The sequence below is a fragment of the Chryseobacterium metallicongregator genome (assembly GCF_031324065.1).
In the GTDB taxonomy this organism is placed as follows: domain Bacteria; phylum Bacteroidota; class Bacteroidia; order Flavobacteriales; family Weeksellaceae; genus Chryseobacterium; species Chryseobacterium metallicongregator.
Genome location: NZ_JAVIXS010000014.1, coordinates 54832 through 78852 on the forward strand (window position 1 = coordinate 54832; position 24021 = coordinate 78852).

21 protein-coding genes are annotated in these 24021 nt (G+C 35.9%); 8 read left to right on the plus strand and 13 right to left on the minus strand.

The features are described from left to right. Positions 1-74 precede the first annotated feature (74 nt). From REB14_RS13770 to REB14_RS13785, 4 genes are all read right to left on the minus strand, one after another. Positions 75-1604, minus strand: a complete 1530-nt coding sequence (locus REB14_RS13770) for a hypothetical protein (RefSeq protein ID WP_309522450.1) — start codon at positions 1602-1604, stop codon at positions 75-77. A 104-nt stretch (positions 1605-1708) separates the two neighbouring features. Then, a complete protein-coding gene (locus REB14_RS13775) occupies positions 1709-2542 on the minus strand; it encodes a hypothetical protein (RefSeq protein ID WP_309522451.1) in 834 nt (277 codons plus the stop codon). A 106-nt stretch (positions 2543-2648) separates the two neighbouring features. Then, entirely contained in the window at positions 2649-4190 is a 1542-nt protein-coding gene (locus tag REB14_RS13780; protein WP_079240063.1) for a glycine--tRNA ligase, read from the minus strand. Between the two features lie 50 nt (positions 4191-4240). Further along, positions 4241-4441, minus strand: coding sequence for a hypothetical protein (locus tag REB14_RS13785; protein WP_079240064.1), 201 nt, complete (start codon positions 4439-4441; stop codon positions 4241-4243). 209 nt (positions 4442-4650) lie between these two features. Here REB14_RS13785 and REB14_RS13790 point away from each other — a divergent pair, with 209 nt between their 5' ends. From REB14_RS13790 to REB14_RS13800, 3 genes are all read left to right on the plus strand, one after another. After that, a complete protein-coding gene (locus REB14_RS13790; RefSeq protein ID WP_309522452.1) occupies positions 4651-5706 on the plus strand; it encodes an alpha/beta hydrolase in 1056 nt (351 codons plus the stop codon). A gap of 24 nt (positions 5707-5730) precedes the next feature. Further along, positions 5731-6426 (plus strand): pseudouridine synthase, encoded by a 696-nt coding sequence (locus tag REB14_RS13795; RefSeq protein WP_079240065.1) that lies wholly within the window; start codon positions 5731-5733, stop codon positions 6424-6426. A 313-nt stretch (positions 6427-6739) separates the two neighbouring features. After that, positions 6740-7777 (plus strand): quinone-dependent dihydroorotate dehydrogenase, encoded by a 1038-nt coding sequence (locus tag REB14_RS13800; protein ID WP_309522453.1) that lies wholly within the window; start codon positions 6740-6742, stop codon positions 7775-7777. Positions 7778-7808: 31 nt separating this feature from the next. Here REB14_RS13800 and REB14_RS13805 read toward each other — a convergent pair whose 3' ends face one another. Together REB14_RS13805 and REB14_RS13810 are read right to left on the minus strand one after the other, a co-directional pair. Then, on the minus strand, positions 7809-8699 hold the full coding sequence (locus REB14_RS13805; protein ID WP_309522454.1) for a hypothetical protein: 891 nt from the start codon (positions 8697-8699) through the stop codon (positions 7809-7811). Between the two features lie 28 nt (positions 8700-8727). Beyond that, positions 8728-9972: a DUF445 domain-containing protein gene (locus tag REB14_RS13810; RefSeq protein WP_079243823.1), complete on the minus strand. Its 1245-nt coding sequence runs from the start codon at positions 9970-9972 to the stop codon at positions 8728-8730. Positions 9973-10033: 61 nt separating this feature from the next. Between REB14_RS13810 and msrB the strand changes: the two genes are divergently transcribed. Further along, on the plus strand, positions 10034-10561 hold the full coding sequence (gene msrB, locus REB14_RS13815) for a peptide-methionine (R)-S-oxide reductase MsrB (RefSeq protein ID WP_079240068.1): 528 nt from the start codon (positions 10034-10036) through the stop codon (positions 10559-10561). 127 nt (positions 10562-10688) lie between these two features. Further along, positions 10689-11444, plus strand: coding sequence for a murein L,D-transpeptidase catalytic domain family protein (locus REB14_RS13820; RefSeq protein WP_079240069.1), 756 nt, complete (start codon positions 10689-10691; stop codon positions 11442-11444). 46 nt (positions 11445-11490) lie between these two features. On the opposite strand, the gene REB14_RS13825 is transcribed toward REB14_RS13820, so the two are convergent. From REB14_RS13825 to REB14_RS13855, 7 genes are all read right to left on the minus strand, one after another. Continuing rightward, positions 11491-12615, minus strand: coding sequence for a TlpA family protein disulfide reductase (locus REB14_RS13825; RefSeq protein WP_309522455.1), 1125 nt, complete (start codon positions 12613-12615; stop codon positions 11491-11493). Between the two features lie 181 nt (positions 12616-12796). Next, positions 12797-14038 carry a beta-ketoacyl-ACP synthase II gene (gene fabF, locus REB14_RS13830; RefSeq protein WP_079240071.1) on the minus strand — a complete coding sequence of 414 codons (1242 nt, stop codon included), beginning with the start codon at positions 14036-14038 and terminating at the stop codon, positions 12797-12799. Between the two features lie 2 nt (positions 14039-14040). Continuing rightward, positions 14041-14466: a PaaI family thioesterase gene (locus REB14_RS13835; RefSeq protein ID WP_079240072.1), complete on the minus strand. Its 426-nt coding sequence runs from the start codon at positions 14464-14466 to the stop codon at positions 14041-14043. A 9-nt stretch (positions 14467-14475) separates the two neighbouring features. Beyond that, a complete protein-coding gene (locus REB14_RS13840; protein WP_309522456.1) occupies positions 14476-15744 on the minus strand; it encodes an acetyl-CoA C-acetyltransferase in 1269 nt (422 codons plus the stop codon). A gap of 10 nt (positions 15745-15754) precedes the next feature. Continuing rightward, on the minus strand, positions 15755-16360 hold the full coding sequence (locus REB14_RS13845) for a TetR/AcrR family transcriptional regulator (protein ID WP_079240073.1): 606 nt from the start codon (positions 16358-16360) through the stop codon (positions 15755-15757). Between the two features lie 175 nt (positions 16361-16535). Further along, on the minus strand, positions 16536-16955 hold the full coding sequence (locus REB14_RS13850; RefSeq protein WP_002982623.1) for an OsmC family protein: 420 nt from the start codon (positions 16953-16955) through the stop codon (positions 16536-16538). A gap of 89 nt (positions 16956-17044) precedes the next feature. Beyond that, positions 17045-17911: a helix-turn-helix domain-containing protein gene (locus REB14_RS13855; protein ID WP_079240074.1), complete on the minus strand. Its 867-nt coding sequence runs from the start codon at positions 17909-17911 to the stop codon at positions 17045-17047. Between the two features lie 200 nt (positions 17912-18111). Here REB14_RS13855 and REB14_RS13860 point away from each other — a divergent pair, with 200 nt between their 5' ends. From REB14_RS13860 to REB14_RS13870, 3 genes are all read left to right on the plus strand, one after another. Then, complete coding sequence (locus REB14_RS13860; RefSeq protein WP_034691624.1) at positions 18112-18990, plus strand: AraC family transcriptional regulator; 879 nt, start codon at positions 18112-18114, stop codon at positions 18988-18990. Between the two features lie 387 nt (positions 18991-19377). Beyond that, positions 19378-22344, plus strand: coding sequence for a SusC/RagA family TonB-linked outer membrane protein (locus REB14_RS13865; protein WP_309522457.1), 2967 nt, complete (start codon positions 19378-19380; stop codon positions 22342-22344). A gap of 17 nt (positions 22345-22361) precedes the next feature. Further along, a complete protein-coding gene (locus REB14_RS13870; protein ID WP_079240076.1) occupies positions 22362-23987 on the plus strand; it encodes a SusD/RagB family nutrient-binding outer membrane lipoprotein in 1626 nt (541 codons plus the stop codon). Positions 23988-24021: the final 34 nt, after the last annotated feature.

Genomic DNA, 24021 nt, shown 5'->3' on the forward strand with positions numbered 1-24021 from the left:
GTAAACAAAATATCGTTAGTCTGTATTCAAAAGTCAAAGAAAAACCCTGATGTTTAGTCAGGGTTCTTTTTGTATTAATAATTTAATTTTTCCAGACGGATCTTATTAAACTTTTCTTTTTCATTATACTCACGAAGCAGGATGTAGCCTTCTTTTCCAACGTATGGCGTTACTGCATAATTGTCTTTTTCAGAAATTGGAATAATCTCCTGTTTGAATTTTCCATCAATAATGGTATTGATAAACAAATTCCATCTTTTCTGCCTGGTAACTTCGTCTTTTTGATAGTCGCGGTAGAAAAATACTACATCTTTTCCACCGTTGAGGTATTGTGAGAAGAGATAATCACTGTTGACCCATTTTGATTTTTCCTTTTCAAAAACCTGAACATTTTTCACTTTGAAATCTTTATCCGTGTAGATATACACAAGGTCGGTGGTTTTCGGAGCGTTGTATTGCCCTGCCGGTTTATATTTTTCGGATAAAATACCCACACTTCCATCGTTCATAAAGTACATATCTTTGGTCTGAAGCATATAACCGCTTTCTACCATTCCATATTTGTCGACCTTTGGAAGAAAAGCAGAAATATTGGGTTCATAATTAATTGCTTTCATATCTACCGAAAAATCAGATTTGTTAAGGATCATTCTTGCAAATCCTACAGATTCGGAATCATCATAGTTCCTTCCTAGCAGGACTACTTTATCATCAAACGTTTTATCATTATCAAGCTTTCTGTAGTTGGAGTAGAAGGATTCAATATTGTCTATCGTCTCATCAGATAATCCTGTAACCGGTTTATTGGAAGTTTCTTTTCCGGTTTTCATGTCGAGAACCATGACACTGAATGTTTTCTGCTTGTCATTAACCTTTTTCATGATGCAGTACATATAATTTTCATCTCTTTCCAGAACGGATAAGGTCGTGTACAGTTTTTTACTTCCGTCTGTGTTATACTTATATCTCCAGACTTCCTTTTTGTTAGCATCAAACTTAATAAGACTATTGCTGTTTTCGTATTTTCCGTAATCTTTATATTCCACAGCAAAGTAACCTCCTTCTTTCAGTTCTCCTACCGCAGAAATGTAGTTGTAGCCTTTATCTTTTTTCTCCTCACGGTTTTCCTTACGCTGTTCTTTCCAGCTTTTCGGTTCGTTGATTTCTTTGAAAGTACCATTTTCCAGGTAGTCGTAATATATTTTTCTGGTAATAGAGTTGGTTTTAGGATCTATCACCATAGAAACGGGAGTAAATACTTCTCTGGTTTTTACCAGGGAATAGTCCATCATGGAAGGTTTTAAAATAATCTGTCCTTTAAAATCTACATATCCCAAATAAGAAGCAGCTGTTATATCTCCTTCAAACTCTTTATTGGCAACAGGGTTGAGGTTTTTATCAAGGATGACATACTCGAACTTTTTGGTCTTGTCACTGGATTTACCGTAAGAATATAGAGAAACGTAGCCGTAAAGATTGTCTTTATCATCGAATAGAGCGTTCATCCCCACGTGATCACCTGCAGCGAGAGTTGTGAGGTCCTGAGTTTGAGAAAATGCAAATGTCTGGATGAGCCCAAACATCATCAGCGTTATTTTTTTCATGGTTAAAATTTGAGGGATAAAAGTAATAAATTAACCCTTATGTTGCGAAAAATAAAAAAGCCCTGAAAATAATTCCAGGACTTGCTATCTAAAATATAAAATAATTAATAGTATTCGTAAAGCCAGTTATGAGTACTTGTTCCATAACCTGAACTGTCATAAGTGGTAACAGCTTTGGTAGGATAGTTATCTCCGTTAAGCGTGTAAACGGCAGTGATTTTGTTCGTTCCATTGGATGAACCGGAATAACTCTCGGTTTGATTCAATAAATTATTATAGCCTATTTGGCCATCACTTACATCAAATAAATTGATCTTAACAAAACCTTTTATACCTTTCATCGGACTATTGAAGGTGTCATAAGTATTGGTGATATTGTAGGTAACTCCGTTATAAGTATATTTGGCTGAAGCCACATTTCCGGCATTGGTTAAATTAACATCCACCTGTGTAAATACAAGATTGGAATATGTTCCTGTTGAGGGATTATAAGTTCCGCTTTTATATTCATCAAATTGTACATGAGTGTCACTGACATACTGATAAATTTTGGTATAGATAAGAGTTCCCTGCTCTTTATCAGTTACCTTTTCTGTTGATAGCCTTCCATTAGAGTAGGTGAATTCTCTCATAAGAACCAGAGCACCACCAATAAATTCTTCTGTTTTAGCAATATAATCTCCACTGTAAGTATAAACAACTCTATCATCATCCAGTGCATTATAAGTTTCTGCAAGTTTATCGCCATTGTATTTGAATTCAACCACATAGGGCTGACCTCCCGGATTGACGTCAGTTGCTTTTTTTAAGAGATGAAAAGGACCGTTATTATTGTTCTGAGAATTATTGCTGTTGTCTCTGTGGTCGGCCGGATTATCATTAGACACACAACTTGAGAGCAATGCCACAGCAAGTGATGAAAACATCAGTTTTTTCATGGTTATTATTAGTTTAGTTTTTAGTCCGCTAAAAATAATCATTTTTATGGTATGTTGATCCGGAATGTCCTAAAAATAAAAAAGCCCTGAAAAACAGGGCTTTTTATTATAATTGAGAAAGTAAATTTCTGAAGTTTGTTTTCTCATCAATGATTCTTCTCAACTCTGAAACAGGAACTCTTTCCTGCTGCATTGTGTCTCTGTCTCTGATGGTTACCGTGTGATCAACTAAAGAGTCGTGATCTATAGTGATACAGTATGGAGTACCAATGGCATCCTGTCTTCTGTAACGTTTTCCGATTGCATCTTTCTCTTCGTAGAATAAGTTGAAATCATATTTCAGGTCATTGAAGATCTTTTCTGCATATTCTGCTAAACCGTCTCTCTTCATCAATGGAAGAATAGCAGCTTTAATTGGTGCCAATGCCGGAGGTAACGATAAAACTGTTCTTTCTGAACCGTCTTCTAATGTTTCGTCTTTTAAACAATGAGAGAATATGGAAAGGAATAATCTGTCTAAACCTACAGAAGTTTCCACTACATAAGGAACATAGTTTTCGTTTCTCTCAGGATCAAAGAACTGAAGCTTTCTTCCTGAGAATTCTTCATGTGCTTTTAAGTCGAAATCCGTTCTTGAGTGAATTCCTTCCAGTTCTTTAAATCCGAATGGGAAGTTAAACTCAATATCAGCGGCAGCATTCGCATAGTGAGCAAGCTTTTCATGATCATGGAATCTGTAGTTCTCATTACCCAAACCTAAAGCTCTGTGCCAGTTCAGACGTTTCTGTTTCCACTGCTCGTAGAATTCAAGTTCTGTACCCGGAGCAACAAAAAACTGCATTTCCATCTGTTCGAATTCACGCATTCTGAAAATAAACTGTCTTGCAACAATCTCGTTTCTGAAGGCTTTACCAATCTGTGCAATACCGAAAGGAAGTTTATGACGTGAAGTTTTCTGTACATTCAGGAAGTTAACGAAGATACCCTGAGCTGTTTCAGGTCTCAGATAAAGATCCATTGCACTGTCTGCAGAAGCTCCCAGCTTTGTTCCGAACATCAGGTTGAACTGTCTTACTTCTGTCCAGTTTTTAGAACCTGTATCAGGATCTGCAATTTCAAGCTCTTCAATCAAAGCTTTTACATCAGCAAGGTCTTCATTTTCCAGAGATTTAGCCAGTCTTGAAAGAATTGCTTCTCTTTTTGCTCTGTATTCCAGAATTTTTGGATTCGTAGCAACAAACTGATCTTTATCGAAAGCCTCACCGAATCTTTTCGCTGCCTTTTCGATTTCTTTATTCTCTTTATCTTCAATTTTAGCACAATAATCTTCCACCAAAACGTCTGCTCTGAAACGTTTCTTAGAATCTTTATTATCAATCAATGGATCGTTGAAAGCGTCTACGTGGCCTGATGCTTTCCATGTTGTTGGATGCATAAGGATCGCTGAATCAATGCCGACAATATTTTCGTTAAGCTGTACCATAGCTTTCCACCAATATTGTTTGATATTATTTTTAAGTTCGGCACCGTTCTGTCCATAATCATAAACAGCGGATAAACCATCATAGATCTCACTCGATGGGAAAATAAAACCATATTCTTTAGCGTGAGAAATCACTTTCTTGAAAACATCTTCTTGCTTTGCCATAATTTTTTAACGTCTGATATGCAAAAATAATGTTTTTTATTGGGAAAATATTAATACCTGTAAGAACCTACATTAGAGATGGTCATCAAAAAGCATCCTCCCACACCAATGATAAATAAAATACCGGCAATAATAAACAGTAATATCTTTGTTATTCTGTATTTTTTTAAGGGAACAAAAAGAATTGTAGTAATCGTTATAACAACAGCGATCACAATTAATTTCACAAAAAAACCAAAATAGTCTGTCATTTTTTTAAATTAAAGTAAAACCTTTTACTAATATACCCCTTTTATTTGAAGTGTAATGAAGGAGCCGGGAACCTGCTTTTCACTCTATCTTTTGCGTTGCAAAAGGATGCCGTTACAATCAGGGCTAAATAGTAACAGCATAAAAAATCTTTCATTATTATCTTGTTTTGAGACAATTTACCGACATTTGGTTTACCTAAAATATCACAATGAAAAAATCAGGATTCCTATTGGTAATGTTTGTCTTGTTGGCTCAGTTTTTATGGGCACAAAAAATTCCTGAAGGAAAGGTGGTGACAACCTATATTACAGCCAAAACTTTACAGAATAAAGTGGGTGAAAATCCCAGACGCAGAGTATCAGTCTATCTTCCCCCGGATTATGAAAAATCTTCAAAAAGATATCCTGTTATTTATTTTTTGCATGGCTTTTTCTGGAATGACAGTTTATTGGTCAGCAGAGATAAGATGAATCATATTATTGACCGGGCTGTCAGCTCTAAAAAAATAAAACCCGTTATTATGGTAATGCCGGATGAGAGCACCGTGTTTAAAGGAAGCTTTTATACCAATTCAAAATCTTCAGGAAACTGGTCAGATTTTACATCCATTGAGCTGGTAGATTTTATTGATAAGAACTACAGAACCATTGCCGATAAAGACAGTCGGGGAATTACCGGGCATTCAATGGGAGGAAATGGAGCTTTGCGGAATGCTTTTCTGCATCCTGAAGTCTTTTCTTCTGTTTATGCACTTTCTCCCGGAATTATTGATGCCCAATTTTTTACACTCAATGAAATTGATTTGTATAAAAACATGAACAGTATTAAAGATATTACCGATCTTTCAAAACGAGAACATGCAAGAACTAATATTATTTTCGCCATTGCAAGAGCTTATAACGGAAACGAAAATAAACCTCCATTCTATGCAGATTTTCCTTATTCTTTTGAAGGAAATGATTTGAAAGTTAATGCTTCTGTCGTTCAGGAATTAAAAAAAAATTCTACCTCTGAATTAATTTTTTCACATTACGACAACATTAAAAAACTGAAAGCCATAAAATTTGACTGGGGTAGGAATGATGAGTTAAAACACATTCCCACAAGTTGTATGAATTTGAGCAAAAATCTTGAAATGCTGAAAATAAAACATGAAGCAGAAGAATATATAGGCACGCACGGCAGTGAGGTCAGTAAGGAAAACGGAAGAATTGAAAATCAAATGCTGCCATTTTTTAATGAACATCTGATATTTGAGGAATAATCAAAAAACCTCTACTTTTGCATCATGTTAGAAATTCTTTATCGTGACGAACATATTATAGCCATTAACAAGCCCAGCGGATTACTGGTTCATAAATCTTTCTATGCGGGAGAAGCTGATACCTATGCTATTCAGGAATTGAAGAAGCAGATTGGGCAAAAAGTGTATCCAGTACATAGATTAGACCGGAAAACGTCAGGTGTTCTGCTGTTTACTTTAGATAAAGATACTCTTAGAATCATGAGTGAACAGTTTGCATCACGAGAAGTGGAGAAAAAATATCTGGCCATTCTTCGTGGCTGGACAAAAGAAGAAGAAACCATTGATTATGATTTAGTTAATGAAAATGAGGTTAAACAAAACGCCATTACTAACTATCGCCGTTTGCAGACTTCAGAAATAGATTTACCTTTTTTAAAACATCAGACTTCAAGGTATTGTCTGGTAGAAGCCATTCCTGAAACAGGAAGATTTCATCAGTTGAGAAAACATTTTAAACATATTCTCCATCCTATTTTAGGTTGCAGAAAGCACGGCTGCAATAAACAAAATAAACTGTGGCTCCAAACATTTGAGATCAGCAAAATGACGCTTCACGCCCATCAGTTGATTTTTAATCATCCTGTTTCTAACGAAAGAATTACCGTAAATGCGACTATTGATGAAGAGTTCAAAAGAGTAGGGGATATTCTGAAGTTTGATCTGAGTGCTTATTCTTAATGTTATTTGTAAATATTTTTTAACGCAATGTTCACTAAGAATGTTTTTAAATGTTTACTTTTCGAACGTTAAGGCACTTTGTTCAGCAAAAACTAATAGCGTGTACTTCGCTTAGTGAAACGCCCTTGCGAACCAAAATGTTTTCAGGATGGTCATCTTTCTTTGCGGTCGTAGCGTTAAAAAATCCCACTGATTGTTGAATATATAGTTGTTTTCCAGCTTATAGATACTATAGATCAGACATTTTGATAAAATATCATAGGTTAATCAAGTATTAATTTTAAAATGAGTATTTTTGTAAAACTTTTTTTCAATGTACAAATCGCTCATTCGTCCGATCCTTTTCAAATTTGATCCTGAAGAAGTTCATCATTTTACATTTTCAATGCTTAAAAATTTTGGATTTCTTACTAAATTATTTTTCCCCAAACCTATTGAAGACAAACGTCTGGAAAGAGAAGTTTTCGGATTGAAATTTAAAAATCCTGTAGGACTGGCGGCCGGTTTCGATAAAAATGCAGTGTTATTTAACGAATTGGGAGATCTTGGTTTTGGATTTGTAGAAATTGGAACGGTTACCCCAAGAGCTCAGGCCGGAAATCCCAAGAAAAGATTGTTCCGTCTTATTGAAGATGGTGGAATCATCAACAGAATGGGATTCAACAATGATGGTCTTGAAGCAGCTATTGAAAAACTGAAATCCAATAAAGGGAAAATAATCATCGGAGGAAACATCGGGAAAAATACAGACACAAGTCCGGAAAATTATACCCAGGATTACTTAGACTGCTTTGAAGGTCTTCATCCTCATGTAGATTACTTTGTCCTGAATGTAAGCTGCCCGAATGTTGGAAGCCACGCCAAGCTTGAAGACGTAGACTATCTGAGAGAGCTGATTACAGAAGTGAAAAAAATAAACCAGTCAAAATCTGTACAGAAACCTATACTGCTTAAAATTGCACCGGATTTGAATAGCAATCAATTGGATGAAATCATTGAACTGATCGCAGAAACAAAGATTGATGGTATCGTAGTGTCCAATACTTCAGTAAACAGAGAAGGGCTGAAAGCTTCTCCTGAAGTTTTAGAACAGATAGGAAATGGTGGATTAAGCGGGAAACCTATCCGTGAGAGAAGTACCAAAATGATCAAATATCTTGCTGATAAAAGCAACAGAGCATTCCCAATCATTGGAGTAGGAGGAATCCACTCTGCTAAAGATGCGATGGAGAAGTTAGATGCAGGAGCTACACTGGTTCAGTTGTACACAGGATTTATTTATGAAGGTCCGGAACTGATCAATGAAATCAATCAGGAGCTTCTGAAAAGAGCAAGCAGATTACCGAGATAAAAATAAAAGAGAGTTCATTGGACTCTCTTTTTTATTTTGATTTTACAACGGATGCATTTTTTAAATCTACGGCAAGCGTATGGGCAGGAGTGCTTTCTGACTTGTTGATTTTATATTGAATCGTTTGTTTGTCTTTGGATTTTGTTTTGGTAACATCATAAATATTTTCCCAACAGCTTTCAATCAGGAATTCCTCATAGTTTTTATAGTTCCAGTCTTTTGTGAAATAGATAACTCTATAGCCTTTTTCTCCATTGCTTGCCCCACATTGCCCACAGGCATTAAAATTTGATATTTGCTCAAAATAAAGCAAAACCCGGTTTCCATTTTCCCCTGAAGAATAGGAGATCAGTTCATTTCCGCCTGCTTTATTAATGAAATCATAGGTATTGATCTTTTTATTATTCGGTAAAAACAGATAATTGTTAAGACGGTAAATCATCGTATTGCCTGTAAATAATTTTGCAGGCTGGGATTTTTTGCCCAAATAAAAATGTCCGGGAATTGGGTTATTTTTAAGAGTTGATTGATCAAATATAATAGACTCATTGGGTGTTAATTTTTGAGCTATTTCATCAGTCTTTTCTACTTTCTGAAGAGAAGTAATCTGTTCTTTTAAAAGCTTCGAATTCTGTTTTTGTTTTGTTCCAAAGTTATACAGCAACAGACTTCCATAATAGTCATATATTCCGGTAAGCGGGATTTTCTTTTTGTATTTATCATAATAGTACCATCCATCCACATAATGCTGATACTGATTGCAGTCTACAACGCCTGTATAATTGAGTTCTATGGTAATAGGCACTCCGTTGATCTCTCCGGTAAAAGTCTGCGAAGAATCGGTTACTTTCTTTAATTCAACTTTTTGACCGAGAAAAAATGTGAGGAAAAAGAAAAAGAAGACACTGAAAATTTTTTTCATGGTTGAGTTATCGTGGATTTTAGTTTTTTTAAATGAAGAAGTGTGCGATGGTGTAGATAATCAATCCTACCAGTCCACCTACCAGTGTTCCGTTGACTCTGATAAACTGCAGATCTTTTCCTACTTCCAGTTCCAGCTTTTCACTGAGTTCTTTTCCCTGCCAGTTTCCAACAGTAGTACTGATGAGGTTCCCGAATTGATGGGTGTTTTTCAGAATATATTTATAAGCCGTCACCCGAACCCAATGATCAATTTTATTCTGAAGGCTTTCATCGGTTTTTAAATTCTGGGCAAACTCATTCAAATTTTTAGTAAGATAGTTTTTCAAAGCCGAGTTTTCCTCCTGAAGTTCTTTCATCAGCGTTTTTTTGATGGAGACCCAGATGTCATTGGAATATTCATCCAGTTTGTCATTTTTCAGAAGCCCGTTTTTGATGGTTTTAAACTCTTCATCCCATTTTGGATCTTCTTTCAGATCAACGGAGAATTCATGAATTTTCTGGGTAATTAATCCTCTTACTTCGTGTTGAGGATCTTCTTCTATTTCTTTGAAAAAATCAGAAAGCCCGTCAGCAATTTTATCTGCAATTTTAGTATCTATAAAAGATGGGATGAATGAATAGCTTCCTTTCTTTACCCGCTCCTGAATCATTTCATCGTTTTCAATGATGTAATCCTTGATCTGTTTCGAAAGATTGGTGATAATTCTCTGATGGTCATTTTTTTCCAGTATATAACCGATTCCGTTTCCCACCACTTTATTAAGCTTAATATCATCTGTCATTTCAGAAACCTTTTTACTGATAAACTGGCTTACCGTAGAGTCATCAAGTTTATTAAGAATGTCAAGAACAATATCAGAAAGATTTTTAATCAAAATGTCCTGACTTTTTTCCTTCCCTAGCCATTCTCCGACAAAATTGGAAACTTTGAGTTTTTGGATGTAAGGACGTATATTCTGAGGGGAAAGGAAGTTACCCACTACAAAACTTCCAAGGTTGTCTCCCAGTCTCTGTTTACTGTTTTCAATCAGGTTGGTATGAGGAATAGGAAGCCCGAGAGGATGACGGAACAATGCAGTTACCGCAAACCAATCCGCAAGTGCTCCCACCATTGCCGCTTCAGCAAAAGCCCGTACATAGCCAATCCAATGAGAGTTATTAGACTTCTGTAAAATAGTGGTAACAATGAAAATAACAGCCATCAGGACAAATAATCCTGTAGCAAATGCTTTATATTTTCTGAGTTGTTTTCTTTTTGCTTCGTCATTCATATTCTCAAATTTACTAAATTTGGTTATGAAACCATTCGTGGTTAAAGAATTAAAATTTACCATGAAATTTTTAATTTCAATAATCATATTAATTATTCTGCAGGCATGCACGCAGAAATACGAACCCATTAAAACCCTTCCTATGGAAAATACAGAAGCAAAAAACAATCCATACTATTCCAGAACCGATACTACCAAACTTAATGTTTCCAATGAAGAATGGAAAAAACTCCTGGCTCCTGATCTCTATGCCATTGCCAGAGAAGCAGCTACAGAAAGAGCTTTTACAGGAAAATACAATGAATTTGATGAGGTGGGTGAGTATTATTGTGGTGTGTGTGGAAATCATTTGTTTCGCTCTACATCAAAATTTTCCAGCAGTTGCGGATGGCCGAGTTTTTTTGAAGCTGATAAAGAAGGAGTCTATTATGTGAGAGATCAGTCTTATGGGATGGACAGGGTAGAAGTGCTCTGCAAAAGATGCGATTCCCATTTGGGGCACGTTTTCGATGATGGTCCGAAGCCTACAGGATTGAGATATTGTATGAATTCTATAAGTCTGGAATTTGTTCCGGATTCTCAAAAATAACCACTTTAATTCACAAAATCAGGACGTTAAAGTTTCTTAAATAGCGTTAAACTTTTTAGAGTTATAACCCTTTGGTAATTATGTTTTTATAATTTTGCCCCACTAATTTGGATTTATATAGTATTGAATGAAAGGATTTTATAGTGTATTAGGCCTTGTTTACATGGTGACGACTTCATTCTACATTTCCCCAAAAGTGGTGGCGAAAAGTGAGAATGTAAAAACAACGAAAACTGAAAAAGTAGCTGAAACGAAATCTGAGAAGAGCACAACAGCAGTATCTTCATCAGAAGCATTATACCAATCTATTGCCTTTGATCCGGAACATGAATTGAACTATGAAGTGTTCTCAAAAGCATTAACTGGTTATGAAAATTTAAAAAAAGCAGGATTGCTTACCCAAGACTCGCATTTATTAACGATCTGCGATTTTTCTATGTCTTCTAATACAAAAAGACTTTGGATTATTGACCTGGAAGACAAAAAAGTTCTGTTCAACTCATTAGTAGCACACGGAAAAAATACAGGCGAAGAATTTGCGACGAATTTTTCTAACAAGGAAAGTTCGCTGCAGAGTAGTCTGGGATTTTATATCACGGATGCAACTTATCAGGGTGATAACGGATACTCTCTGAAGTTATTGGGAATGGATAAGGGCTTTAATGATGCTGCATACAGAAGAGCAATTGTAATGCATGGTGCGGATTATGTAAGTGATGCATTTGCTGCGATGCACAAAAGAATTGGAAGAAGCTGGGGATGCCCTGCCGTCCCAAGAGAACTGACACAGTCTATAATCAACACGATTAAAGGAAAAAACTGTCTGTTCATTTATTATCCCGATCAGAATTATCTTTCTTCCTCAGAATGGTTGAAAGCATAAAAATAAAAGCAGTCATTTTTTTGACTGCTTTTTTCTTTTGAAGAAATTATTGTAAATATTCTTTAATAATTGTTCTTGCCTCCTCAATGCTATTGCTTATTCGGGCAATTATTTTTCCGTTTTCATCGATGATAAAATGAAGAGGGTAGCTTGTAGCATTCACTTTCTTTTGAAAGTCTTTGTTTACATCAAAGAAATTAACCCAATTCGCATTATTTTTCTTTAAAATATTCCTGGCAACCTCCATTCTATTAGATTTTTGCTCGTCTGTAATTGTAATAAAATTTACATTTTGGCCTTTATATTCATTGTACAGATTCACAATTTCTGGCATTCCTTTTATGCAGGGAGCACAAGTTGTTGACCAATAATCGATAAAGGTTAATTTATATTTCTTAAAGTCTTCAGAAGTCAATTTATTCTGCTTGTCAAAATAGATATCAGGTATTTTTTGTCCGATGGATGTAGATTGTTCTGCTTTTAAACGAGCTTCAACACCTTTGTATAATTTGTTTTGTTTAAATTTTGCAGAAAATAAATTCAAGTTTTCCAAGTAAGCAGGATGGTAATCGTTAAGAGTATAATCATTCACAATTTCCCATAATGCTACATATGAATCTGGATTTCTCCTGATATATTCTCTTAAAAATTCCTGTTTTTTGTCCATATTGATCAAACTGTCAAGCTGGTGAGGACTTTTTGATTTTATATAAAACGGTTCCAATGATGTTTGTAAAATCTTATATTCTCTGTTAGTCGGGGAGTCTATATTAAGTTCTACATTATGAATGTCTTTGGGTAAATCAATTTTATATTTTCCTTTTTCTAAGAAAAATACTTTTGTACTATAGGCTGCTTCACCCTTTTTTACCATATAGCCAAAAGCTACAGGCTGAGGGTATTCTATAAAACCATTGACAATATTTTTCTTTTGAATTTTAAAATAATAAATGGAATGATCCATCCTCATCTTTTTTCCAAAATCAGAAATATTGTTGTTCGGCTGGATTTTGAATGTATAAAGGTCTCCAAATCCTTTTCTCGTTATTGGAGCTCCCAACATGAGACTGTCATTAATGTATGAATCTGAACGGAGATCAATTTCAAAATTATTCTGAGAATAAATACAATTTGAAATGAGAATTAACACTGTATAGAAAAGTTTCTTCATAAAATATTTTGTAGGGGAACTAACTTACAAAAACTTTCATACATAAAAAATCCCTGTACTTTAAAAAACACAGGGATTGTAAATATTTTATTAAAGATCTTTCTACATTTTGTCCTTAGGACTAAGCAAGAATCTATTAGTAAATTTCAGATATAAAATCACTAGAAATGCATTTTAAAAATTAAGAAAATTTCTTAAAAATTAAAGTGGCATTATGGCCTCCAAATCCAAAAGCATTACTTAAAGCATACGTAATATCTTTTTCCTTTGCTTCTCCAAAGACGATATTGATATCCTGAGGAATATTCTCATCAATACTGTGAAGATTGATTGTTGGAGGAATAATTCCATTCTGAATAGCCTTGATTGAAAGAATGGCTTCCACTGCTCCGGCAGCACCCAACAGGTGACCAGTCATTGATTTCGTTGCACTGATATCAAGGTTTTTGCTTCCTTTAAATAATTTATTAATTCCGTTCAGTTCAACCAGATCTCCCAGTGGGGTAGACGTAGCATGTGGATTAATATAATCAATATTATCTACATTGATTTCTGCTTCATTAAGAGCTAACTGCATTGCTTTGATAGCTCCAACACCATCAGGATGAGGTGCTGTCATATGATAGGCATCTGCTGTCATCGCTGCACCTACCAGTTCTGCATAGATTTTTGCTCCTCTTGCTTTGGCGTGCTCATATTCTTCCAGGATCAGAGTTCCCGAACCTTCACCCATTACAAAACCATCTCTATCTGCATCATAAGGACGGCTTGCTGTTGCAAAATCATCATTTCTTGTAGACATGGCTTTCATAATAGAAAATCCTCCGATAGAGGCAGGAGAAATGGCAGCCTCAGAGCCACCGCTTACAATCACTTTTGCTTTTCCTAGTCGAATATAATTGAAGGCATCCATTAATGCCGTATTTCCGGTGGCACATGCAGAAACAGTTGTATAATTGATTCCCTGAAGACCATATTTCATAGAAATCATTCCTGATGCCATGTTAGCAATAAATTTCGGTACAAAGAAAGGATTGAATCTTGGAGTTCCGTCCCCAGCCGCAAAATTCATGACCTCACTTTCGAAAGTCCACATTCCGCCTTGTCCTGTTCCCCAGATCACACCAATGTCAAATGGATCCATGTTTTCCAGCTCAAGCCCTGAATCTTTTAAAGCTTCTGCTGTGGAATACATTGCATATTGTGAAAATAAATCACTTCTTTTAATTTCGTTGTGGGTTAAATGTACTTTTGGATCAAAATTTTTAACTTCACAAGCAAAATGTACTTTAAACTTTTCTGTGTCAAAATGGGTGATTTTGTTTGCTCCACTCACTCCATTGATGCTGTTTTGCCAAAATTCTTCGACATTATTTCCCAAAGGCGTCACTGCGCCAAGACCTGTAATGACAACTCTTTTCATACTTAGTTATTGATTTTGAATAAATTCGAGGTTCCTCTCGCTATTAGGCGGGTCTTATCTGCATTCCATATTTCGCACTGAGCGTTTACAAACTGCTTTCCTCTTTTAATGATTTTAGTTTCGGCTACAATATTATCATTTTCTTTTGCAGTTGAAAAATAATCAATGACATTATTTATGGTGGTAATGAAAGAATTTTCATTTAAAGAAAACATGGTGGCACCAATGATGTCGTCTACTATTGCGGCTGTAACTCCACCATGCAGGTTTCCTATGGGATTCAGCCATTCCGGTCTTACCGTATACTGAAATGACAGTTGTCCCTCATCTGCAGAAAGAACGATGGGATTCAGCCATTTCATAAAAGGGGATGGTGACTGATCGAATTCTTTTCCAATGAATTGCTGTAATTGTGCTAATCTATCCATATTTAATTTTTACTTTTCTAAAATCATGGTTACTCCCTGTCCACGGGCTGCACAGATGGATATAAATCCTTTTCCGCTGCCTTTTTCATGAAGAAGTTTTGCCAGTGTTGCGATAATTCTTCCTCCTGTTGCGGCAAAAGGATGGGCGGCGGCAAGGCTTCCTCCTTTTACATTCAGTTTACTTCTGTCTATTTTTCCGAGGGCTTTTTCCAACCCGAATTTTTGCGCAAGCTCCTCATTTTCCCAGATTTTGATGGTAGCTAAAACCTGTGCTGCAAAAGCTTCATGAATTTCATAATAATCAAAGTCAGAAAGATTCATCCCTGCTTTTTTAAGCATTCTCTCTGCGGCAAAAACAGGAGCAAGAAGAAGATCCTGTTTATTTTCAACATATTCTATTCCTGCCAGTTCCGAAAAACTGATATAAGCTAAAACAGGAAGGTTGTTAGCTTTTGCCCACTCTTCACTGGCCAGCAAAACTGCGGAAGCTCCGTCCGTAAAAGGGGTAGAATTTCCTGCGGTTAACGTTCCGTTCTGTTTATCAAAAGCAGGTTTTAGTTGTGATAGTTTTTCAATACTACTGTCACGTCTCAGATTATTGTCTTTATCTAAGCCAAATGCAGGAGTAATCATATCATCAAAGAATCCTTCATCATAAGCTTTAGCCATATTCTGATGACTTTTTAAAGCCAGTAAATCCTGTTCTTCTCTGGGAATATTGTAGTATTTGGCAGTAATTTCTGTGTGTTCACCCATTACCAGACCTGTTTTAGGCTCCTGTCCTTTGTAAGGAATAGGCATCCAGTCTTTCAGTTTCGGACTTAAAAGCTGTTTTATTTTTCCAAAAGCAGACTTTTCTTTATTGGCTTTTAAAAGCGCTTTTCTTAATCTTGGTGAAGACTCAAACGGGATGTTGCTCATTGCTTCCACACCGCATGCAATCCCTGATTCTATCTGGCCCAATGCAATTTTATTTCCGATATAAATAGCTGCTTCAATTCCTGTATCACATGCCTGCTGAAGATCACAGGCAGGAGTTGCAGGATCAAGTGTGGTATTCATCACTGTTTCCCTGATGAGGTTACTTTCAGAAATGTGTTTAATGACTGCGCCGCCAGCAACTTCTCCGAGCCGTTTTCCTTTTAAATGATAACGATCTATTAATCCGTTGAGAGAAGCAAGAAGTAGATCCTGATTACCCTGCTCTGAATAAGCGGTATTCATTCTGGCAAAAGGAATTCTGTTGTATCCTACAATAGCCACTTTTTTTGTTTCCATATTGTATAATTTATGATGGAAGAATATTGAGTTCATGATCAATCATATGACTGACTTTATCTAAAGCGTGGTTTAGAAAACTTTGGTCACCCATTGTTTTTGAAAGCAGGATTCCGCCTTCAATAAGCATGATGAATAGAGATGCGAATTGCTCAGCATTGACTTTTTTATCAACTTCACCTTTACTTTGCCCTTCTGCAATGGCATTTGATATTTTTGTCATCCATTGTTCAAAAGATTTTTTAACCTGAGTTTTTAATGCAGGAAAAGAATCATCAGCTTCAGTTGCAGCATTCATTAACGGACAGCCGCCGTTGGCAAAGACAAACTTCCAGTTTTTCCGGTAAAAATCTACAAAAGCATGCAGTTTATCCAGTGAGGTTGGATACTCTTCACCAAAAGAACGACTGAGTGTTTTGCTCAATAATCCGGAATTGTATTTGTAAACTTCAATTGCTACTTCATCTTTGTTTTCAAAATTTCCATAGATACTTCCTTTCGTCAGTCCGGTGGCCTGAGTAATGTCGGATAATGAGGTGGAAATATAACCCTTCGTATTAAAAAGAGTAGCTGTTTTCTCAATGATATGCTGTTTTGTTTTTTCTGCCTTCGACATTTAAATGCTTAATTATATGCAAATATACAAAAATATACCATTCGGTATATTTGTTTGAAGATTTACTTGATGCACCTATTTTTGTGGCTTTAAGTTTTGGCTAAAGCCAATCGAATTGTTTTTAAAATAAAAAACGGGCTAAAGCCCGTTCCTATTGATATTGAAATTAAGGTTTTTAATTTTCTAAAGTAGCATTCAATGTAATCTCAAAGTTGAATGCTGCACTTACAGGACATCCTTCTTCAGCGATTTTAGCAAATTTCTGGAATTCTTCTTCAGAGATTCCCGGAACCTTAGCGGTCAATGTCAGCTCAGATTTTGTAATCTTTCCAATATTAGGATCAAGAGTGATGACCGAAGTTGTTTTTAATTCTTCAGGATTATAACCTGCCTGAGATAATTCTGCATCCAGTTTCATCGTGAAGCATCCAGCATGAGCTGCTGCCAGTAATTCTTCAGGGTTGGTACCTACACCATCCGCAAAACGGCTGTTGAAAGAATATTGAGTCTGGTTTAAAGTTGTACTTTGTGTTGTTAAATGTCCTTTTCCTTCTTTGATAGTACCGTTCCAAACGGCTGTTGCGTTACGTCTCATAATGTTTGTTTTTGTATTTAGTATTGTTGTTTGATTTTGATGTTACAAAGGTATGTCTGTGACGGGGAGTATTCAATAGATAAAATGATTTAAATATTGTACTTTTTTCCCGAAGTGTAATTTTTTTTGAAATTTGCAGGAGTGCTTCCTGTTTTGTTGGTGAAAAGACGGTTAAAATAAGCCGGATCTTCATAACCAAGACCGTAAGCAATTTCTTTCACAGGTTTATCCGTATAAAACAGTAACCTCTTTGCTTCTAATAAGATTCTGTTGATGATAAACTGATTGGGTGAGTCCAGATTTAAATTTTTAAATTTATGAGTTAATGTTTTCGGAGCTATATGAAGCAGCTCAGCGTATTCTGCTACATTATGCTTCTCTCTGAAATGAATTTCAAGGTGTCTGCTGAAATCCCGGAAAATATCAAGCTCACTGCCTGGTATTCTGAGTGTATCATTATCCAGATTTTGTTTCTTCCATTTGCGGGTAGCCCTGATGATGATCTGTTTTACATAGGTTCTGATCATTTCCTCTGCGGAAGAATCTTTCCATTCAAGTTCTTCCTGAATATTCTGGAACAAACTTTTTATAAGAGAGGTTTCAGAATCATCAAGCTCTACAAAAGGAATTTCAAATACATTATGAAAGAGAAGGCCGTCGCAAGCCACTTCTTTATCATGGATCTGAATACAGTAAAAATCCCGGTTGTAGAAAAGAAGAATAGATTCATCTTTCCCTTTTTGGATACTCAAATGTTGGTTGGTGAGGAAGAAAAGTGAAGGCTTCTTTGTTTTATAATGAGTAAAATCTATTGTAAGTTCATATTCTGAAGGAATAAAAAATACTTTAATATCTGCAGAGAACCGATTCCCGTTGAAATTCTCCAGATTTTCTTCTGAAAATACTTCCAGTCCGAATCTTTTATAATGATCTTCAAAAATAAGCTGTTGTGGCATCCTTTAACTTTAGTTTAAAGATACAAAAAAGCATGATTTGAGCTGCATTAAATTATTGAACCTATGATTTCTTATGTTTGATATATAAAATTGAAATAAAATAAATCGGAAATATGTTTTTACATTGATATTATTTTATCATTTTTACAAAGATTTGTATTGTGACCTAAAAGTATTAACCTTTTTTCATAACTGCCTGTATGAGCGAATTAGAAAATATTCTGAGAGAAATAACTCCACTATCTCCTGAGGATAGTTTTCTCGTATTTGACAGGATTAAGGCCTCCTTCGACTTTCCGTACCACTATCATCCGGAAATTGAAATCAATTTTATCTACAAAGGGAAAGGGTATAGAAGAATGATTGGAGACCATACCGGAGAGATCGGAAATATAGAGTTGGTGCTGGTAGGACCCAATTTACCACACTGTTGGGCAAATTATAGATGTAAGAACAGAAAAACCCACGAAATTACTATACAATTTAATCAGGATTTCTTCCATCAGTCACTAATGGAAAAAAATATTCTGAAACCTATCAATAATCTGATGAAAGACTCCATCAGAGGAATTCTTTTTTCTACAGAAACGGCTGAGAAACTAAAAGATTCGTTTCTCAATCTTTCCAAGATGAACAGTTTTGAATCTTTTATAGAAATTATGAAAATTCTGAATGAATTGGCTGTAGCAGAAAATAAAACACTTTTGTCTTCGTATAGTATTGAGCTTGAGTCTTTTGCGGATAATGATAAAATGAAGGTTGTTCATGATTTTGTTCATAAAAATTTCGAGAACAAAATAACGCTGGATAATGTAGCATCATTGGTGAATATGAGTAATGTGACGTTTAACAGATTTATCAAAAAAAGAACGGGGAAAACTTTTGTTAATTATCTTAATGAGATCAGAATCAGTTACGCTGCACGCTGGTTGATGGAAAAGAATCTTACAGTCTTTGAAATTGCTTTTGAAGCCGGATTTAATAATATTGCCAATTTCAATAAGGTATTTAAGTCCATCAAAAAGACAACTCCAACTGAATTTAAAGAGCAGTTTAAAGGAGTTAAAAAGATTGAATAATATGTATTAAAAATTTACTTTTTTCTTTTTTGTACCTTATCTATTACACTAAAATTGTGTATAGAAATCTACTTTTATTTTGTCAAAATACCTGAATAAATCCCCTTTTTTTAATTGTTTGGGAAGTGTTGTATTTTGTTGATATTTAAAGTGTTAATAGCTTTTAAATTTGATTGCTGAAAAAATAATATCGTTTTATGATAAAATAGTATTATATCAGACTGGCAACAAAATTTAGATTTGTGAATGTGAATTAAATCTTAACAAAACTTTAAATTATTTAATACATAAACGGCAAAATTTTGCTGAAAAAACAATAATTTTTTTTGTATTAAAAAATAAAGTAATGTCACTGATTCTCAATTAAATCTAACGAATCTATACCTTATGAGAAAAGCAGTTATACCCGTTCTGTTCGTTTTTTCACTTACTGCGAATGCACAGGAGAAAAAAGCGGCCGACACTACGAAGACAACCAGTATTGAGGAGGTTGTGGTCACCTCTTTGGGGATAAAAAGGCAGGCCCGCTCTTTGACGTATTCCAGTCAGCAGATTGGTGGAGATGAGCTTACAGAAGTGAAAACTCCTAATCTATTAAATTCGATCAATGGAAAAGTTTCCAACGTACAGATCAACAGAACCAATGGTGTAGGTAGCTCCGTAAGGGTGGTCATGAGAGGAGACAAGTCTGTCAACAGTGCACAGCCACTGTATGTAATTGATGGTATTCCTATTATCAACGGAACAGGAAAATCTGCGGATATCGGGCAATATTCCAATATGCCGGATCCGGGAGATGTACTGAGCTCCATAAACCCTGATGATATTGAAAGCATCAACTTCCTGAAAGGAGCTTCTGCTTCTGCATTGTACGGTTCTGCCGGAGGTAACGGGGCTATCCTGATTACGACAAAAAAAGGACGTGCAGGGAAAAGCTCAATTACTTACAGTTCCAGCCTTACTGTAGACAGAGCATACAGTCTTCCAAAACTACAGCACAGTTATCTGTCTTATGACCCTTCTGTATCAGGATCACAGCCGGGACAGTCAATAGAAAGCTGGGGTGCAAAAGGTGCTTCCAAAGATTATCTTAAAGATTTTCTGCAGACAGGAACGACATGGGTAAACAGTCTATCTTTCCAGTCAGGAAATGAAAAATCAACAAGCTATTTCTCTATTGGAAATACCACCAACAAAGGAGTGGTTCCCATGTCTTATTTTGATCAGTACAATGTTTCTTTCAGAAATTCAAGTAAGTTTCTGGACGATAAGTTAACATTAGATGCCAACTTCATAGGTTCATTACAGGAAAGTAAGAACAGACAGACTCCTGGAGCATCTTTTTCTCCTTTGACAAGTTTGTATTGGCTGCCAAGAGGAGTGGATTTTGATCAGTATGGTCCTGATAATTACGCTTATTTAAATAAAGAAAGGTATTTACCCGCTCAAAACTGGTGGGAGGTTAATCCAGATGGAAGTTTTAAAGGAAACCCGCCAACACAGAACCCTTATTGGATTTTAAACCGTAATCCGGTTACTGTAAGCAATAAAAATACTTATGGAGCACTTTCACTATCTTACCAGATCAATCCTTGGTTAACGGCAAGAGTGAGAGGAAATTATAGCTGGAATATTTCAGACAGTCAACGTGATATTGCTGCTTTTTCAGCACCTACTTTACTGGCTGTTAATGAGGGGATTAATGGAAGAATCCTTAAAAATACATATGAAAACTCTTCTACATATGGGGACGTATTGCTTATCGGTAGTCCTAAAATAAATGAGTCTATCTCTTTAGATTTTACGGTAGGAGGAAGTATCAATACGACAAGAAATAAAATAGGACAAATTGATAATGCTTATCTGACAAATCCTAATCTTTTCACGTTGAGTAATCTTGAATGGGGTAAAAAAAGATCCCCTGGTGATGGATATCATAATATCTATACCAATATGAAGAAGCAGGTGCAATCTGTATTTGCCAGTGCTACATTAGGTTATAAAAATATGTTTTATGTAGACATGACTTTTAGAAATGACTGGGATTCCAGTTTGGCCTTAACGGGAAGAACAGGATTTGACTATGAATCTGTTGGAGCTAATGCTGTGTTATCTTCTGTTTTCAAACTGCCGGAAGCCATTAGTTTCTGGAAAGTAAGAGGATCTTATGCAACTGTAGGATTAGGGTTGCCTACCAATATTTCCAATGCAATGATTGAATATAATAAAGGATATACCTTTGGGGTAGACGCAGGAACACTTGTGTTTCCAAAGAGTTCATTCATTACTGATCCTAAGTATAAGGATCTGTTTCCGAAACCTGAATTTAATAAAACTTTTGAAGTTGGAACAGAGCTAAGGATGTTTAATAACAAATTAAGTTTTGATATTACTTACTACAACTCCAATACGAGTAATCAATTGTTAGAGACAAAAATAGATTCTTATTTCGGAGGGATAGCTCCGGGATCATATTATATTAATGCCGGGAAAATCCGAAATACAGGTTTTGAATCTTCATTATCCTATAAGGTCTTCAGTTCAGATAAATTTGGATGGACAACTACATTAAATGCTTCTGCCAACAAAAACAAAATTGTTGAATTGTTTCCATCAAGTTTACCTATATCAGAAAACCAAATTTTCTCATTAACAGGAGGAGGGGAATACACAAAACTGAAATTAGGAGGATCTTTTGGCGATCTTTACGGAATTAAGTTTAAAAGAGACGATCAGGGACGTATTTTAGTGAATGAAAAAGGAATCCCATTAGCAGAAGGTACTCCTTCTTATCTGGGTAATCCGAACCCTAAGTTTATTATGGGATTCAATAACTCTTTTAATATTGGTAAGCTGGGAATATCTTTCCTTATTGATGGTAAATTTGGAGGTAAGGTACTTTCCCTTACAGAAAAAGCAAACGATATCTATGGAGTTAGTCAGTCTACAGCCGATGCAAGAGATGCGGGCGGGGTATCTATTCCAAATGCAGTGTATGCACCTGGAACTCCTAATGCAGGGCAGGCGTATACTGGTTTAACCAATGCAAAAGATTATTATAAAGCAGTTGGAACAACAGAAGGATTTGGAAAAGGTATTGATGAAGCCTATCTGTACAGTGCTACAACAATACGTTTACGCCAGGCTTCCATTTCATATACTTTTGATATTCAATCTAAATATATGAGAAATGCAACAGTAAGTTTAGTAGGTACCAACTTATTTTTCTTCTACAAAAAAGCACCGTTTGATCCAGAGCAGGTATCTGGAAATACACCTGGTGGAGTTGGGGTAGATTCATTCGGATTACCGGTTACTCGATCTATTGGATTATCATTAAAAGCTAACTTCTAACTTTTACAATTAAGAAAATGAAAATCAATCATATTAAAATATTGGCATTCGGAGCTGTACTATTGTTCTCCGCTTCAGGATGTACTAATGACTTTGAACAGTATAATCAGGAAAAGGCAGGAGGTCCTGAAAATTTTTACGCTGATTTTATTGCTGTTGTTGATCCGATGAAATCCATGCAAAGAGGATTACAGTCAGATTATCAGCTGTATCCTAACCTTAGTGCAGATATGTACAGTGGAATGTTTAGTACAGCAACACCATTTAACGGAGGGGTAAATAACCTTACCTATTCAATGATGGATGGATGGAACAATAGAATTATTGCCAGACAACAGGATATCTTCAATTACTCTCTTATCATTGATAATACGGCTAGGGAAATCTATAAGGGAGTAGATTTTACAGGAACATTTGCTGTTAAAAAAATTCTGAAAGTCATTACAGCCGCAAGAGTTTCAGATAGCCATGGCCCTGTAGTTTACAGCAAATATGAAAAGCCAAATCCGAATGGAGTAACTGATTTTGATTCTCAACAAGAAGCCTATAACTATTTTATTGCTGATCTGACTGCAGCCATTACAGATCTACAGAAAGTAATTGCCATGTCAGCAACACAGAATGTAGAAGATAAATCGGCATTGAAAAAAGCAGATTTAGTATATGGTGGAAATATGGCGCAATGGGCAAAATTTGCCAATTCATTGAAGCTGAGGCTGGCTATGAGAATGAGCTATGCTGATCCTGCAAAATCTAAACAATACGCAGAAGAGGCTTTGGCTTCACCTGCAGGATTGATTACTGACAATGCAGATAATGCGTTGATCAGTGTAGGACAGTCAGAATTGAGTTTTATCATTTACTCATGGGGAGATTGTTTAATAGGTGCTCCGCTGATGGCTTATATGAATGGATATAATGATCCAAGACTTCCTGCATATGCTATTCCGGCAGCAGATGCTAGTCTACAAGGAAAATATATAGGAATACGCCAGGGGATTGATTTATTAAATGGTAAATCAACTTACGGAGGATTCTCGCAACCACAGGCAAAATCTGCCAGCGGAGATTATTTTTCCGGAACTGACGGTAAAATGAAATTATTTACTGCTGCAGAAACATGGTTCCTAAGAGCTGAAGCAGCTTTGAGAGGCTATGCAGGAGCAGGTGATATTCAAACCAACTATACTACCGGAGTGCAGCAATCTTTCGGAGAATGGGGAAAAAGCGCAAGTGTTACAACATATCTTGCCGATGCAACTTCTACAGAAGCTCCTTATGTTGACCCGAAGAATACAGATAACAATGTACCAGTTGGAAATCCACAATTAAGTACCATCACTATTGCATGGAATAACGGGGATACCAACGAAAGAAAATTAGAAAGAATTATTACCCAAAAATGGCTTTCACTTTATCCAAACGGACCGGAAGCATGGGCTGAGCAGAGAAGAACAGGCTACCCGATTCTTTTCAAGGTAAGAAAAAATGACAGCGGCGGAGCGATCAGTACGGAAGCAATGATCAGAAGAATTCCTTTCACTATTGATACCAAAACTTCATTATATAACTACCAGCAGGCTGCACAAATGCTGAACGGACCTGATACCGGAGGCACTAAGCTATGGTGGGATAAGAAATAAAAATATTCAGAATCACTCATCAATAAAGAGACAT

What these genes read in the sequence shown, in the direction of transcription:
- fabF (WP_079240071.1), bottom strand. Translation starts at nt 14,038, where the DNA reads ATGAAAAGAGTTGTCATTACAGGTCTTGGCGCAGTGACGCCTTTGGGA.
- msrB (WP_079240068.1), top strand. Translation starts at nt 10,034, where the DNA reads ATGAAATTTTTAATTTCAATAATCATATTAATTATTCTGCAGGCATGC.
- REB14_RS13865 (WP_309522457.1), top strand. Translation starts at nt 19,378, where the DNA reads ATGAGAAAAGCAGTTATACCCGTTCTGTTCGTTTTTTCACTTACTGCG.
- REB14_RS13840 (WP_309522456.1), bottom strand. Translation starts at nt 15,744, where the DNA reads ATGGAAACAAAAAAAGTGGCTATTGTAGGATACAACAGAATTCCTTTT.
- REB14_RS13780 (WP_079240063.1), bottom strand. Translation starts at nt 4,190, where the DNA reads ATGGCAAAGCAAGAAGATGTTTTCAAGAAAGTGATTTCTCACGCTAAA.
- REB14_RS13850 (WP_002982623.1), bottom strand. Translation starts at nt 16,955, where the DNA reads ATGAGACGTAACGCAACAGCCGTTTGGAACGGTACTATCAAAGAAGGA.
- REB14_RS13775 (WP_309522451.1), bottom strand. Translation starts at nt 2,542, where the DNA reads ATGAAAAAACTGATGTTTTCATCACTTGCTGTGGCATTGCTCTCAAGT.
- REB14_RS13855 (WP_079240074.1), bottom strand. Translation starts at nt 17,911, where the DNA reads ATGCCACAACAGCTTATTTTTGAAGATCATTATAAAAGATTCGGACTG.
- REB14_RS13835 (WP_079240072.1), bottom strand. Translation starts at nt 14,466, where the DNA reads ATGGATAGATTAGCACAATTACAGCAATTCATTGGAAAAGAATTCGAT.
- REB14_RS13845 (WP_079240073.1), bottom strand. Translation starts at nt 16,360, where the DNA reads ATGTCGAAGGCAGAAAAAACAAAACAGCATATCATTGAGAAAACAGCT.
- REB14_RS13810 (WP_079243823.1), bottom strand. Translation starts at nt 9,972, where the DNA reads ATGAATGACGAAGCAAAAAGAAAACAACTCAGAAAATATAAAGCATTT.
- REB14_RS13805 (WP_309522454.1), bottom strand. Translation starts at nt 8,699, where the DNA reads ATGAAAAAAATTTTCAGTGTCTTCTTTTTCTTTTTCCTCACATTTTTT.
- REB14_RS13870 (WP_079240076.1), top strand. Translation starts at nt 22,362, where the DNA reads ATGAAAATCAATCATATTAAAATATTGGCATTCGGAGCTGTACTATTG.
- REB14_RS13790 (WP_309522452.1), top strand. Translation starts at nt 4,651, where the DNA reads ATGAAAAAATCAGGATTCCTATTGGTAATGTTTGTCTTGTTGGCTCAG.
- REB14_RS13795 (WP_079240065.1), top strand. Translation starts at nt 5,731, where the DNA reads ATGTTAGAAATTCTTTATCGTGACGAACATATTATAGCCATTAACAAG.
- REB14_RS13770 (WP_309522450.1), bottom strand. Translation starts at nt 1,604, where the DNA reads ATGAAAAAAATAACGCTGATGATGTTTGGGCTCATCCAGACATTTGCA.
- REB14_RS13820 (WP_079240069.1), top strand. Translation starts at nt 10,689, where the DNA reads ATGAAAGGATTTTATAGTGTATTAGGCCTTGTTTACATGGTGACGACT.
- REB14_RS13860 (WP_034691624.1), top strand. Translation starts at nt 18,112, where the DNA reads ATGAGCGAATTAGAAAATATTCTGAGAGAAATAACTCCACTATCTCCT.
- REB14_RS13785 (WP_079240064.1), bottom strand. Translation starts at nt 4,441, where the DNA reads ATGACAGACTATTTTGGTTTTTTTGTGAAATTAATTGTGATCGCTGTT.
- REB14_RS13825 (WP_309522455.1), bottom strand. Translation starts at nt 12,615, where the DNA reads ATGAAGAAACTTTTCTATACAGTGTTAATTCTCATTTCAAATTGTATT.
- REB14_RS13800 (WP_309522453.1), top strand. Translation starts at nt 6,740, where the DNA reads ATGTACAAATCGCTCATTCGTCCGATCCTTTTCAAATTTGATCCTGAA.